The sequence below is a fragment of the Actinomadura sp. NBRC 104412 genome (genome assembly GCF_030269515.1).
In the GTDB taxonomy this organism is placed as follows: Bacteria; Actinomycetota; Actinomycetes; order Streptosporangiales; family Streptosporangiaceae; genus Spirillospora.
Window position 1 is genome coordinate 203,066 of sequence record NZ_BSTM01000006.1, and the last position, 14,044, is coordinate 217,109.

Genomic DNA, 14,044 nt, shown 5'->3' on the forward strand with positions numbered 1-14,044 from the left:
TGCGGGCCCGGTCGCGCCGTGCCCCTCGGTTGTGCCCGGAGTGGCACCGGCGATTTGTGTCCGCCGGCGTCGCCGGATATGGCCGGGACCGTATTCGGGGAACCGCGGAGCGCATTCATGGAAGATCGTCGCGGTGGATAGCCGGGTCATTTCACAGCGTTATCACGACGTCCTTTCCCAAGATCAGGCGGGGTGGGCGGGGTGGTGACCGACGGGTGATACCGCCCGGTCATCACGGTACGTACCGGCATGAACACCGGGCGTTCGATCACTCTGAGTGACGAGACGTGTTCGGTAAACCGGACAGGAGGACATGAAAACATGAATGGCTCGCCGGACTTCAGGAAGTCTTCCAGTGTCCTTTGCGGCACATCGACGGATGTGCTGCAATGTCGAGCGCTGTAGGCCAGAGACTGTTCCCCGCACGCACATCGGCGGCGGCGCACCGCATGTATGGCCGCGGCATTGTGACGGAGAGGGTGTAAACGGCGGATGCAACCGAGCGACACGGCCGGCGACGGCGGCCCCAGGTCTGTGCGGCCTGAGGCTCGGCCGGCCCCCAAGACCCGGCGGTCCGGACGGCTCCGGCTCCGCAACTGGCGCGTGCCGCAGCGGCTCATCGTGCTGATCCTGGTGCCGACGGTCACCGCCGTGGTGCTCGGTGGCGTGCGGATCTCCCAGTCGACGGGACGCGCGGACGCGTACGGGCGGGTGGAGCGAATGGCCGAACTCGGCCTCGGTATCACCGCGTTCGTCCACGAGTTCGCCGCCGAGCGCGACGCCTCTGTGGAGTACATCACCGCCAGGCGCGACCCCGACCTGCTGCGCGCGCTGCGCGACCAGCAGCGCAAGGCGGACGCGACGGTCGCGCGGCTGCGCACCGCCGCCGCCGAGGTGGACGGCTCGTTCGGCACCGAGGCGGTGAACGACGCGCGGCTCGTGATCAGCCGCCTGGACGGCATCGAGGCGCTGCGCGCGCTGGCCACCGAGAGCAAGGTGCCCGCCTTCACGGTGCTGGAGAAGTACTCCGAGGCCGTCTCCGAGCTGGTGGGCATGCTCGACGGGATCTCCCAGAACGTGGCCGACGACCGGCTCGCCGCGTCCAGCCGTGCGCTGGGCGCGCTGGCCCGTGCCAAGGACGGCGTGTCGCGCGAGCGCGCGCTGCTGATGATCGGCGCGCGGACCGGCCGGCTGGCGGCCGAGGAGCTGGAGGCGCTGTCGGCGGCCCGCGCGCAGGAGGACAGCGAGATCGCGGCCTTCCGCGCCGCCGCCACGCTCGAACAGCGGCAGCGGTTCGAGGACACCGTGGTCGGCACCGATGTGGACCAGGCCAGGGACCTGCGGCAGCGGGCGCTGTCGGCGGCCGCGGCCACCGGCGGGCTGCTGCCCAGAGGACTGGTCGCGCCGGCCTCCAGGGAACTGGTCCGGCAGTCGATGACCGCCATGCTCGACAAGATGCGCAGCGTCGAGCGGTCCGTCGCCGAGGAGATCGTCTCGCTGAGCGGGGACTCCAAGAGCGACGCGCGCACCACGGCCGTCATCGAGGCGGCGGCCGTGGCGCTGCTGCTGGTGATCGTGCTGTTGATCACATCGCTGATGGCGCGCTCGCTGGTGCGCCCGCTGCAGCGGCTGCGCGCCGGGGCGCTGGAGGTGGCCGGCACCCGGCTGCCCGGCCTGGTCGACCGGCTGCGAGATCCGGAGGCCGCGGCCGACGGCATCGAGGTCGAGCCGATCGACGTGGACTCCACCGACGAGATCGGCCAGGTCGCCCGGGCCTTCGACGAGGTCCACCGGGAGGCGGTGCGGCTGGCGGCCGACGAGGCGGTCCTGCGCGGCAACATCAACGCGATGTTCGTCAACCTCTCCCGGCGCAGCCAGTCGCTGATCGAGCGGCAGCTCCGGCTGATCGAGGAGCTGGAGCAGACCGAGCGCGACGAGGACCAGCTCGCCAACCTGTTCCGGCTGGACCACCTGGCCACCCGCATGCGCCGCAACAACGAGAACCTGCTGGTCCTCGGCGGCCAGGAGCAGGTGCGCCGGTGGAACCGCCCGGTCCCGCTGATCGACGTGGTGCGCGCCTCGCTGTCCGAGGTCGAGCAGTACGAGCGGGTGCAACTGCGGGTGCACGGCGACATGACCGTGGCCGGCCCGGTGGTCAGCGACCTGGTCCACCTCCTGGCCGAGCTGGTGGAGAACGCCACCGTGTTCTCCGCCGAGCACACCCGCGTCACCGTCTCCGGGCAGATGCTCAGCGGCGGCGGCGCGATGCTCCAGATCACCGACAACGGCGTGGGCATGGCGCCCGACCAGCTCGAGGAGGCGAACTGGCGGCTGGCCAACCCGCCCGTCATCGACTTCTCCGCCGCCCGCCGCATGGGCCTGTTCGTGGTCGGCCGTCTGGCGGTCCGGCACGGCATCCGGGTCGAGCTGCGCGGCGCCCAGGCCGGCGGGCTCACCGCGTTCGTGGTGCTGCCGGACGCGGTGATCAGCCCGAGCGAGCACGGCGGCGTGGGCACCCGCGGGTTCACCGGGCCGATCCCCGGCCAGGTGGAGGACGTCCCGCGCACCGGGGAGTACGCCGCCATCGCGGCCCCCGCCACGCCCGCGATCACCTCGGGCGGCGGGTACCGTCCGGGCGACCAGACCGGCGAGTACCCTCCAGGCCGTCCGCGTCTGGCCGCGGGGCCGTCCCGTGACGGGTACGGTCCGCCGCCCGGTCCTCCCGCGCCCGCGTACGAGAACGGGGCCTACGACGGATCCGGTTTCGACAGCGGCCCGTACAACCACGTCGGCTACGACGGTTACGACAACGCCAACTCCGGCTTCGACCGTGGCGCGTACGGCAACGGCCCCGGCCCGCAGCAGCAGAACTCCGCGCCGATGCCGCCCTCGGCGCACGAGCAGGAGTCCGGCCCGCGGCAGAGCCCGCGCGGGCTGCGCGGCTTCCGCGCCCTGCCGGGACGGCGGCGCACCCAGGGGCAGGAGCAGCCGGACGACACCAGGCAGGACGGCGGCGGCCTCCCCGTGCGCGAGCCGGGTGCCCAGCACCCCATGCGGCAGCGCCCGGTCCGTCCCGACATGCCCGAGCCGCCGTCCCAGGCCGGACAGGGCCATCGCCAGGGCGGCGAGCCCTGGCGGACGGGACCGCTGCCCGCGGTCCCCGAGGCCCAGCCGGCCGTTCCCGACACCGGACCTCAGTCGCGCCCCACCTGGGTGACCGGGCCGATCGACGTGCCGGAGCCGGCCGGCTCCGGGTACGGCCGGCCGGGCGACGGGGCACCGGCACAGACCCCGCACGGCTCCGCCCGCGACCGGATGCCCGCCGACCAGGACTTGCCCCCGCAGGTCCAGGACGAGCATGCTCCCGAGCGGGCCACTCCTCCCGGCATGCGGGAACGCTCGCCGATCTTCGATGCGATGCAGTCCGAGTGGTTCCAGCGCCGGACCGATCAGACACCGAGTGAGGATCCCGTGAAGGGTTGGGAATCTCCAGCCGACGCCGGGTTCCGGGCCGCCGAGGCGGCGCGGGAGCCGGTGGCCGGCAAGCGCACGTCCGCGGGCCTGCCCAAGCGGGTGCCCGGAAGGAACCGGGTGCCGGGCGCGGTGGCGCCCCGCCGCCCCCAGGTACCGTCGCAGCAGCCGCAGGCGGCCGCGGCCCAGCCGGCGCCGCCGGAGGAGGCTCCGCGCGGCATGCCACCGGCCCAGTCGGCCGACGTGGTGCGGAGCCGGTTCGCCAGCCTGCAGAGCGGCGTCCGCCGTGGGCGCACCGAGGCACGCGGCCCGTCGGGACCGTCCGGGTCCGGCGAGGACGCGGTGTCCGGAGGTGACGGCTCGCCGCGCGACAGGGCCGCGGGCGGTCCGGTGGCTGGTAGTGATCGTGAGTCTCCCTCGCAGGACGAGGGTGGGAACGGAGGCGCCCGGTGAGCGGGCAGGATCTCAACTGGCTGGTGACCAATTTCGCGGATCGGGTGCCCAAGGTCGCGCACGCCGTCGTGGTGTCCTCCGACGGGCTCCCGATGGCGTACTCGGCGGGCTTCCCGCCCGAGCGGGCGGATCAGCTGTCGGCGATCGCGTCGGGGCTGATGAGCCTGACCCAGGGCGCGGCGAAGATCTTCGACGCCGGCGGGGTGAGCCAGACCGTCGTGGAGATGGACCGCGGGCTGCTGTTCGTGATGTCCATCGCCAACGGCTCGGTCTTCGCGGTGCTGGCCGCGTCCGACTGCGACCTCGGTCTGGTCGCCTACGAGATGACGCTGCTGGTCGAGCGGGTCGGCCGGGCGCTGACCCCCGCGTTGCGGAGCGCGGGCGACCAGCAGCAGCCGCCCTACGGCGGACCGGCGGTACCGGAGATGGGCACGGGGCCGGCCCGTTATTGATCATTTGACTTTGACGGAGGTCGGCGAGATGGATCGAGGCAGTCCATGGGGAGCCGGTCCAGGCGGTCCGCCGGGTCCGGGTGGTGGTGGACCGCCCCGGTGGCCGGGCGACCCTCTACGGGGACGGGGCCCCGCTGAGGAGTCCGACGCCAGTTCGCTGGTGCGGCCCTACGCGGTGACCGGTGGCCGCACCCGGCCGCGGTACGACCTGGCGGTCGAGGCCCTGGTCACCGCGGCGCCCTACCCGCCGCGGGACGTGGCGGGGCTGACACCGGAATATCGGGCGATCATGGACCTGTGCCGGTCCGCGCGGTCGGTGGCCGAGGTATCGGCCCTGTTGAAGATCCCGCTGGGCGTGGCCAGGGTGCTGATCGCCGACATGTGCCTCGAAGGACTGCTGCGCCTGCACCAGTCGCGTCCCGCCGGCGCGCAGCCGGACCTCCGCCTTCTAGAAAGGGTTCTCAGTGGCCTTCGGAACCTCTGATCAGGCACCGCCTCCGGCCGGGCCGGGCGGGGACGGCGAGCTGACCTCTGTGAAGATCGTCGTCGGTGGCGGCTTCGGTGTCGGCAAGACCACCTTCGTCGGCTCGGTGTCGGAGATCATGCCGCTCACCACCGAGGCGGTCATGACGGCGGCCAGCGCCGAGGTGGACGACCTGTCCGCGGTGCCGGACAAGACCACCACCACCGTCGCGATGGACTTCGGCCGGGTCTCGCTGGACTCCGAGCTGATCCTGTACCTGTTCGGCACGCCGGGCCAGCACCGTTTCTGGTTCATGTGGGACGACCTGGTCAAGGGCGCGATCGGCGCGGTGGTGCTGGTGGACACCCGGCGGCTGGAGGACTGCTTCGCCGCCGTCGACTACTTCGAGGAGCTCGGCCTGCCGTTCGTGGTGGGCGTGAACGGCTTCAACGGCGAGTTCCCGTACGCGTCCGAGGACATCAGGGAGGCGCTGTCGATCAGCGCGCACGTCCCGATCCTGCAGTGCGACGCGCGCAGCCGCGAGTCCACGAAGCAGGTGCTCATCACGCTGGTCAAGCACGCCATCGGGATGCACGCGGGCGGCGCGGCCCCGGTCGGCCGGCTGGACGGGCCGGCGTCCGCGGGCGGCGCGATGGGGAGGACGTCCCCGACCTGGACCTGAGCCCGCCGCCCCCGGCCCTCCGCCCCCGCCCTCGTCAGGCCCCTGACGCCTCCCTACGGTCGCGTAGGGATGTGTGTACGATGCATCATTGATCACGACGAATGGGGTCAAGACCGTCAACACACGCAAGGTGGTGCAATGGGGGCGCGGGATCGGCTGTTCGTGGGAACCTACGTCGCCATCGGGGACAGCTTCACCGAGGGTCTGAACGACCCGTATCCGGGCGAGGAGGACCGCTTCCGCGGGTGGGCGGACCGGCTCGCCGAGCATCTGGCCGAGCACGACCCCGACCTGCGCTACGCCAACCTGGCCGTGCGCGGCAAGCTGCTCCGCCAGATCGTGGACGAGCAGGTGCCGACCGCCGTCGGCCTTCGGCCGAACCTGGTGACGCTGTGCGGCGGCGGCAACGACATGATCCGGCCCGGCGCCGACCCGGACGCGCTGGCGGTGCTCTTCGACGACGCCGTCCGCAAGCTGCGCGCCACCGGCGCCCGCGTGGTCATCTTCACCGGCTTCGACACCCGGGGCCTGCGTTCGGGGCATCGCATCCGCGGCAAGGCCGCCACGTACAATATGCACCTGCGCGCGATCGCCGACGTGCGCGGGTGCGAGGTGGTGGACCTGTGGGCGCTGCGCGTCTTCGACGACCCGCGGGCCTGGCACGAGGACCGGCTGCACCTGTCGCCCGAGGGGCACCGGAGGATGGCACTGCTGGTCGCCGAGCGCCTCGGCGTGCCGGTGAAGGGCGACTGGCGCGAGCCGTGGCCGCCCGCCGAGACGGTGGGCTGGCTGACCCTGCGCCGTGAGGACATCTACTGGGCCAGGACGTACCTGCTGCCGTGGATCGGGCGCCGCGCCACCGGCCGCTCGTCCGGGGACGGCCGCGGCCCCAAGCGCCCGACACCGCTGCCGCTGTGAACGACGCTCCCGCGCGGAGCGCCGTGACAGGAGGCTCGGGAAGACCCTAGGGATGGGCCGTCGCTGGAGGGTCGGACGCGGGGGAGAGGCCCTGAGCGGCCAGCGCCTCCTCCACCGTCCCGGCGACGGTGATCCTGCGGTGCAGGCCGGTGATCTCCAGGTTCCGCCGGACGACCGGCCGCGGGGCGGCCAGCGCCACGTCGCCGCCGGCGGCCACGGCCGCCTGGTAGCAGCCGACGATCACCGACAGGCCGTGCGAGTCCATGAACTCCAGGCCGGACAGATCGAGGACCAGCCGTTCGCCGTGCGAGCGGCGGATCGCGCGCAGCCGCTCGCGCAGGTCGTCACTGTTGGCGACATCGAGCTCGCCCCGCAGTTCGACGATCGTGCGGTCGTCGGCCTGGCGCGCTGTCACGTTCAGGGGTTCCACGGGAAGGTTCCCCTCCGGCCGGGCGCCCGTGAGAGGGACCCCAGGACGCTTTCCATGCGACAACTATCCCCGAGACCCACCGGTCTGCCAAGCGCACGGTCGGCGCCGTAGGGTGCAGGCGTGAGCCCCCCAAGGTTGCCGGAACACCTCGAACTGCTCGTGACGGACGAGCCCGTCCTCGACGTGTACGCCTACGGGCCCTGGCGGGTGCCGGACGGCCTGTACGAGGAGATGCGCGAACGCGCGCTCGCCTTCAACCGCGATCCGCGCGCGGTCGTGCTCACACGGCAGCTCAGCGAGTTCTACGGCCCGGACACCTCCGCCGCGGGCGCCGAGCAGTGGTCGCTGCTGACCTTCCTGCTGGGCGCGTCGGCGTTGCGCGGCGGGTCCAGGGGCGATGTCGACTACGAGCTGCTGGGCGACTTCCTGGCCACGCCCGAGCCCGCCGTCCGCGACCCGCTGGCCTGGTTCACGCAGGGCGGCCGGTGGCGCCCGCCCGGCCTGTGGCTGCCCGAGCCCGCCGGGGACGACCCCGAGCGCCGGGCGGTGATGTACGGGCTGGCCCGCGCCGGGATGGACGTCTTCGAGGGGCTGGAGCCGATCGAGCGGCGCCGGGCCGCGCTGATGGAGCTCTTCGATCGCCGCCTGGCGGATCCCGAGGCGAGCCGGGAGGCGATGACCGTCCCCCAGGACCGCCTGGAGGCGTTCTGGGCGTCCGGCCTGGACGAGGAGACGCTGCAGATCCTCCCGGAGCTTGCGGGACCCCTGGGGTACCTGGGATGGGTGTGCGAAGGTCTGGCGGCCGCTCACACCCGCCTGGAGAACGTCACGGGCGAGGGCGGCACGTTCGAGATGGCCCTGGCGGAGCTGATGCTGGCCGCGGAGGTGACGGCGCCGCCCGCCGAGTTCGCCGTCGCGCTCGGCACCGCCCGCTATCACAACCTGGCCGACCGCCTGCACGCGCTGCGCGCCGACCAAGGGAACTGGGCCCCCGAGCCGTGGCAGCAGCGGGTCCGCGCGTGGCTGGCACGCGGCCTGGTCGCCGGGGAGGCCGACGCCTGCCGCGCCTGGCTGGACATGGCCGTCCGCTTCACCGGCGCCGTGCAAGGGCTGCCCGAGTCCGCCACCAGCGCGCGCTGCCGCGTACCGATACGCGCCTTCCAGCACGACCTGCGGCGCCTGTTCGACCACCGCCCGGTCGCCAATCCCCTCGGCCGCCTGCTGGAACGCGGGGCCGCGTCCGCCTCGGCGCCGGGCTCGGTGTCCGCCCCAGTGTCCACCTCAGTGTCCGCCTCAGGGGAACCGGCCGCCGCCGCGGCGTCCGCCCCGGAGCCCGACCCGCTGGAGGGCCTGCTGGTCGGCCAGCCCGACCTGACCCGCGCGTTGCGGAACGCCCTCGCGGCGCGGTTCGCGGGCGAGCGGCCCGTCCGGCTGCTGATCGCCGGAGGGGAGGGGACGGGCAAGGGCACGGCGGTCGAGATCGCCGAGGGCCTGCTGGCGCGCGACGGCCGGATCCGCGAGGCGCTGTGGATCTCCGACCAGGTGTTCGTGTCGCTGGGCGTCAGCGACGCGGTGCTGTGGTTGCAGGCCCGGGTGCGCGAGTGCGTCGAGGGCCGGATGATGCTGGTCATCGACGACCTGGAGCGGCTGGCCGGGCACGAGCGCTGCGGGACGGCCGCGCTGGAGGAGCTGCGCCGGCTGATGGCGCGCTCGCCCGGACTGGACGTGATCGCGCTGTGCCGTCCCGGCGGCGACCGGCGGCTGTTCGACGTCAACCCGGCGCTGGTCGGCGCGTTCGAGGTCACCAGGACCCGCGAGTTCGCCGAGGACGACCACGCCGAGCTGTTCCGCCGCGCCGTGACCGCCCGCGGCGCGCGGGTGGCCGACGAGGTCGCCGAGGCCGCGGGCGTCCTGCTCAGCCGCACCCCGCCGCTGCTCAACCTGCGCGGCGCCCGCCTGGTGGAGCATCTGGCCGAGCAGAGCGTCGCCGCCGCGCGCGTCCGCCTCGGCGCCGTCGAACCCGCCCCGGACGGCCTGTGGATCACCGCGGACGACCTGCCGCAGCGGGCGCCGGCCGGCGGCGCCGTCGCCGACCCGTTCGCCGAGCTGGCGGGGATGGCGGGGATCGAGCCGGTCAAGCGGGAGATCGAGGCGCTGGTCGCCGAGGCCAAGGCCGCCCGGCTGCGCCGCGAGGCCGGGATGCCGGTGGCGGGACGCCCCCGGCACCTGGTGTTCGCCGGCAACCCGGGGACGGGCAAGAGCAAGGTCGCGCAGATCCTCGGCAAGATGTACGCCGACCTGGGCATCCTGACCCATGGGCATCTGGTCGAGGTGGACAGGTCCGACCTGCTCGGCGAGTTCACCAGCGAGAGCGCGGTCCGGGTGCGCGGCGCGGTCGGGCGCGCGCTGGGCGGCATCCTGCTGGTGCGGGACGCGCACGCGTTCGCCTCGGCGGAGGCCCAGCGCGGACGGGAGATCGTGGACGTGCTGCTGGGCGCCGTCCAGGCCCACCCCACCGACCTGGTGGTGATGCTGGCCGGGCCGGAGGCCGAGCTGAACGGCCTGCTGAAGTCGCACGCCGAGCTGGCCGCCTACTTCCCGCGCACCGTCCGCTTCCCCGACCTCACCGAGGCCGAGCTGGTCGAGGTGTTCCGGGCGAAGGCGGAGGCCGCCGGGTTCGCGCTGGCCCCCGGCGTCCTCGGCCGGGTCGAGGCGCTGGTGCGGGCCACCCCGCGCGACCGCGGCTTCGGCAACGCCCGCGCCATGAACGGCCTGCTGGACCGGGCCGTGGCGATGCAGGGCCGGCGGGTGCTGGCCGACGGGGTCGTGGACGAGACCGAGTCGCTGGTCGAGATCCTGCCCGAGGACGTGCCCGACACCCTCGTCCCCGGCAGGGACGCGGTGCCCGGCGACCCGCTCGCCGAGGTGGAGCGGCTGATCGGGCTCGACGAGATCAAGCGGGAGATCGGCGCGCTGGTCGCCGAGGCCCGGATGGAGGAACGGCGCCGGGAGGCGGGCGTCCCGCTGGCGTTCCCGGCCAGGCACATGGTGTTCATGGGCAACCCCGGCACCGCCAAGACCACCATCGCCCGGCTGATCGCCGCCGTGTACGCCCGGCTCGGCCTGCTGTCGTCCGGCCACCTGGTGGAGGTCACCCGGGCCGACCTGGTCGCGGAGTTCATCGGGCAGACCGCCCACCGGGTGCGGGCGGCGGTCGAGCGCGCGCTGGGCGGCGTCCTGTTCATCGACGAGGCGTACGCGCTGACCGCGGCGGGCGGCGACCGGCGCGACTTCGGCCACGAGGCGATCGCCGAGCTGCTGAGGTTGATGGAGGAGCACCGCTCCGACCTGGTGGTGATCGTGGCCGGCTACGACGCGGACATGGAGCGGTTCCTGAAGTTCAACCCCGGCCTGGAGTCCCGCTTCCCCAAGACGCTGCGGTTCCCCGACTACACCGACGACGAGCTGGTCACCATCTTCGAGTCGATGGCGGCCGAGGCCGGGTTCGTCCTGGCGGACGGGGTGCCGGCGCGGCTGAGGCGGAGGCTGGCCGCCGAGCCCAGGGACGCCTCCTTCGGCAACGCCAGGCTCGTCCGCAACGTCCTGGAGGAGTCGATCTCCCGGCAGGCGCAGCGGATCACCGCGGACGACGGCGACCGTCCCGGCGGGGACGCGGACCCGTCCGAGGTCAGGCTGCTGCGCCCGGAGGACGTCCCGGCCGAGCCCGCGCGCCGGGACGACCCGCCGCCACCGGGCCCCTACATCTAGCCCTGCGTCCGCTGCGGCGCGGCGGAGTACGCGGCCGCCTGCAACCCGTAGAGGTCGGCGTACAGGCCGTTCCGCGCCATCAGCGTCGCGTGGTCGCCCTCCTCGATCACCCTGCCGCCCTCCAGCACGTAGATCCGGTCGGCGTGCCGGACGCTGGCCAGCCGGTGCGTGATCAGCAGTACCGTGCGGCCGTCGGCGTGCGTGCGGATCCGCTCGAACAGGTGGTGCTCGGCCCGCGCGTCCAGCGCCGCGGTCGGCTCGTCGCAGATCAGCAGCGGCGCGTCCCGGAAGAACCCGCGCGCCACCGCCAGCCGCTGCCACTGCCCGCCCGACAGCTCGGCGCCGCCCTTGAACCGCCGGTCCAGCAGCGTGTCGTAGCCGTGCGCCAGCCCGTCCACCACCTCGTCGGCGCCGGACGCCCGCGCCGCCGCCAGCAGCTCCTCCCGCGTCGCGGCCCGCCCCATCGTGATGTTCTGCCGCGCGGTCATCGGCCAGTGCGTGTACTCCTGCGCGATGACCGCCACGTGGTCCCACACCGCCTCGGGCGGGACGGTGTTCAGCGCGACGCCGTCCCACGCGACCTCGCCGCCGTCCGGGTCGTAGAGCCCGGCGAGGATCTTGGCGAGCGTGCTCTTGCCCGAGCCGTTCTCGCCGACCAGCGCCACCACCTCCCCGCGGCGGATCTCCATGGAGATCCCGTTCAGGGACGGGTCGTCCGCCCCCGGGTAGGTGAACCGCACGTCCCGTACGGTGATCCGCCCGAAGTCGGCGGGAAGGCCGGCCGGGGAGGGCGTCGCCGGGCGCCGCGGCACGCGCCGCTCCGCCTCCTCGCAGAAGTCCAGGTAGTCGCCGAAGTACAGGCCCTCCTCGTAGCAGCGGTTGACCGCGAACACCAGGTTGACCAGCGAGGTCTGCCCCGAGCGGATGGCCAGCACGGCGGTGCCCGCCACGGCCAGCGGCACCGCGCCCGCCCACAGCATCAGCCCGAGCGCGGCGTACACGCCGCCGGTGGCGGCGCCCTGCATCATGTCGCCGAACACCCGCACGATCGTCTGCCGCCGGGCCAGATCCAGCTCCACCCCGCGCTGGTAGGCCGCGACCTTGTCGTACTCGCCGAGCAGGAAACCGCGCATGGTGAACGAGCGGATCTCGGCGGCGTGCCGCCGGTCGGCCATCAGGTCCGACAGGATCCACTTGCGGCGAAGGGCGCCGATCATCCGCAACTCCATCACGTACCGCATGCGTGCCGCCCGTACCGAGGCCCACCCCTCGGGAAGCGCCGTGAGCAGCAGCAACGGCAGCAGCAACGGGTGCAGGATGCCCAGCGTCCCCGCCGCCGCGAGCAGCCCGACCACGCCGGTGAGCACGTCCACCGCGTGCTGGACGACCATCGTGGCCGACCGCATGCCCCGGCCTTCGGCGCGCTTGAGGTCGTCCAGGAACTCCGAGTTCTCGAGGGCGGCCAGTTCCACGGCCGTGGTCGCCTCGTACAGCCGCAGCTCGACCAGCCGCTCCACCTTCGGGTCGAGCCGGGCCTGCGCCCAGCCGGCCGCCGCCTGCAACCCGGCGCGCAGCGCGGCCGCCCCGGCCACCAGCGCCAGCGACGGCAGCGCCGCGCGCACCCGCTCGGGTGTGGGGCCCGCGCTGAACAGGGCGGTCAGCACGCCGGTGGTGGCCAGCAGCCCGAACGCGGTGAACACGCCCGCGGCCACGTTCAGGGAGATCGTGACCAGGGTGTCGGCCCGGCCGGCGCGCCATGCCAGCCGCGTGGACTGCGCGATCAGCGAGGGCAGCCGCCGGGCGATCGTGCGCATGCCGGTCTCGTGGAGCTCCCGGGTCCGCGACGCCCACAGGCTGACGGTCACTTCGGGCAGGTCGTCCTGCCCCTGCCCGCCGCCCTGCCCGCCGTCCTCCGCCGCGGTGGGACCCGCGGCATCTCCGCGACGTAGGCGGAGCCGGGCACGCCGAAATCCTCCGAGCAGAGACCAAGCTCGCCTGACACTCATCCGAGGCCCCCCGCCGCACGTATCACCACTGGGCAGTGTGCAACGACCGGACGAGAAGCTCTGCCTGATTTATCACATGCCGGGCCCATTTGGACTTGTCGACAATCATGCGTGAGTGGGACGCGACCAGCGGCGACGGTGCCCTATCGTCGAGTCATTCGTGCAGTCGTCGTCCGCTGGAATCGTCCGCTGGGCGACCGAGGCCGGCCGGAAGGGGAGGGACGCGGGATGGCGCGCAACAGGCCAGTGCGGGGGTCGGCGGAGTTCGCCGGCGAGCTCGACCCGTACGGTGACCGGCAGGGCGATCGGTACGGCGACCCGTACCCGGACCCCTACGCGGATCCGTACGCGGGCGACCAGTACCGGGGACGCGACCCCTACGAGTACGACGGGCCCCGCCGCAGGCGCCGCCGCTGGCCACGGGTCCTCGCGATCATCCTGGTGATCCTGCTCGTCGCGGTCGCGGGCGGCTACTTCTACCTCGACTCCCGGCTCAAGCGCGAGCAGGTGCTGGACCAGCCCGGCCGGCTGGCCGACACCCCCGGCACCAACTGGCTGATCGTCGGCTCCGACAGCCGCGAGGGGCTGTCCAGCGCCGACCGCAGGAGGCTGGCCACCGGCAAGGCGCAGGGCCGCCGCACCGACTCGATGATGCTGCTGCACTACGGCGCGGGCGGCACCTCGCTGATCAGCCTGCCCCGCGACTCCTACGTGCCGATCCCGGGGCGCGGGTCCAACAAGCTCAACGCCGCCTTCGCCTTCGGCGGCCCCAAGCTGCTGGTCAGGACCGTGGAGCAGGCCACCGGGGTGCGGATCGACCACTACGCGGAGATCGGCTTCGCCGGGTTCGTCGGCGTGGTGGACGCCGTCGGCGGGGTGGAGATCTGCGTCAAGGAGCGGATGCGCGACCCCAAGGCCGGGCTGGACCTCTCGCCCGGCTGTCAGACCCTCAACGGCGGCCAGGCCCTGGGGTTCGTCCGCACCCGGGCGTCCGCCCGCGCCGACCTCGACCGGATCGAGCGGCAGCGGCAGTTCTTCGGCGCGTTGATGAAGAAGGCCGCATCGCCGGGCACCCTGCTCAACCCGGCGCGCGGCGTCCCGCTCGCGCTCAACGCCACCAGCAACTTCACGGTGGACGAGGACGACCACCTGTACGACCTGGCCCGGATGATGTGGGCCATGAAGGGCGTCAGCGGCGGCGACGGCGTCACCACCTCGGTCCCGATCGGCGGGAGCGGCTCGTCGGCGGCGGCGGGCGCGTACATCACGTGGGACAAGCGCAAGGCGGGCCTGCTGTTCGACGCCCTCAAGCAGGACAAGAAGATCCCCGACGAGGTCATCACCCGCTAGCCCGCCGCCCCTCGCAGCGGGTGACGGCGGTCGCGGAAGTTAGGAGCGCGC

At 73.4% G+C, this 14,044-nt stretch carries 9 protein-coding genes; 7 read left to right on the top strand and 2 right to left on the bottom strand.

The features are described 5' to 3' along the window. Positions 1 to 603 precede the first annotated feature (603 nt). The 5 genes from QSK21_RS10585 to QSK21_RS10605 all read left to right on the top strand — a co-directional run bounded on the left by QSK21_RS10585 (position 604) and on the right by QSK21_RS10605 (position 6,439). On the top strand, positions 604 to 3,924 hold the full coding sequence (locus QSK21_RS10585; protein WP_285695305.1) for a sensor histidine kinase: 3,321 nt from the start codon (positions 604 to 606) through the stop codon (positions 3,922 to 3,924). Continuing rightward, positions 3,921 to 4,376, top strand: coding sequence for a roadblock/LC7 domain-containing protein (locus QSK21_RS10590; RefSeq protein WP_285695306.1), 456 nt, complete (start codon positions 3,921 to 3,923; stop codon positions 4,374 to 4,376). Before QSK21_RS10585 ends, QSK21_RS10590 begins: the two co-directional genes overlap by 4 nt. A 28-nt stretch (positions 4,377 to 4,404) precedes the next feature. Continuing rightward, complete coding sequence (locus QSK21_RS10595) at positions 4,405 to 4,860, top strand: DUF742 domain-containing protein (protein ID WP_285695307.1); 456 nt, start codon at positions 4,405 to 4,407, stop codon at positions 4,858 to 4,860. A gap of 40 nt (positions 4,861 to 4,900) precedes the next feature. Further along, on the top strand, positions 4,901 to 5,521 hold the full coding sequence (locus QSK21_RS10600) for a GTP-binding protein (RefSeq protein WP_285695403.1): 621 nt from the start codon (positions 4,901 to 4,903) through the stop codon (positions 5,519 to 5,521). 138 nt (positions 5,522 to 5,659) lie between these two features. Further along, complete coding sequence (locus QSK21_RS10605) at positions 5,660 to 6,439, top strand: SGNH/GDSL hydrolase family protein (RefSeq protein WP_285695308.1); 780 nt, start codon at positions 5,660 to 5,662, stop codon at positions 6,437 to 6,439. A gap of 46 nt (positions 6,440 to 6,485) precedes the next feature. Here the strand turns inward: QSK21_RS10605 and QSK21_RS10610 are convergent, their stop codons facing one another. After that, the gene (locus tag QSK21_RS10610; protein ID WP_285695309.1) at positions 6,486 to 6,854 is read right to left on the bottom strand and encodes an STAS domain-containing protein; all 369 of its coding nucleotides are present in this window, start codon (positions 6,852 to 6,854) and stop codon (positions 6,486 to 6,488) included. A gap of 135 nt (positions 6,855 to 6,989) precedes the next feature. On the opposite strand from QSK21_RS10610, the gene QSK21_RS10615 reads away from it, so the two are divergent. Continuing rightward, positions 6,990 to 10,637 carry an AAA family ATPase gene (locus tag QSK21_RS10615; protein WP_285695310.1) on the top strand — a complete coding sequence of 1,216 codons (3,648 nt, stop codon included), beginning with the start codon at positions 6,990 to 6,992 and terminating at the stop codon, positions 10,635 to 10,637. On the opposite strand, the gene QSK21_RS10620 is transcribed toward QSK21_RS10615, so the two are convergent. Beyond that, entirely contained in the window at positions 10,634 to 12,451 is a 1,818-nt protein-coding gene (locus QSK21_RS10620; RefSeq protein WP_502871545.1) for an ABC transporter ATP-binding protein, read from the bottom strand. The two genes, QSK21_RS10615 and QSK21_RS10620, sit on opposite strands and share 4 nt — an antisense overlap. A 420-nt stretch (positions 12,452 to 12,871) precedes the next feature. On the opposite strand from QSK21_RS10620, the gene QSK21_RS10625 reads away from it, so the two are divergent. Beyond that, a complete protein-coding gene (locus QSK21_RS10625; RefSeq protein ID WP_285695312.1) occupies positions 12,872 to 13,993 on the top strand; it encodes an LCP family protein in 1,122 nt (373 codons plus the stop codon). Positions 13,994 to 14,044: the final 51 nt, after the last annotated feature.

Bases quoted from the DNA above. Each gene is read 5' to 3' on its own strand.
- QSK21_RS10595 (WP_285695307.1), top strand. From the start codon at position 4,405: ATGGATCGAGGCAGTCCATGGGGAGCCGGTCCAGGCGGTCCGCCGGGT.
- QSK21_RS10605 (WP_285695308.1), top strand. From the start codon at position 5,660: ATGGGGGCGCGGGATCGGCTGTTCGTGGGAACCTACGTCGCCATCGGG.
- QSK21_RS10620 (WP_502871545.1), bottom strand. From the start codon at position 12,451: ATGCGCACGATCGCCCGGCGGCTGCCCTCGCTGATCGCGCAGTCCACG.
- QSK21_RS10625 (WP_285695312.1), top strand. From the start codon at position 12,872: ATGGCGCGCAACAGGCCAGTGCGGGGGTCGGCGGAGTTCGCCGGCGAG.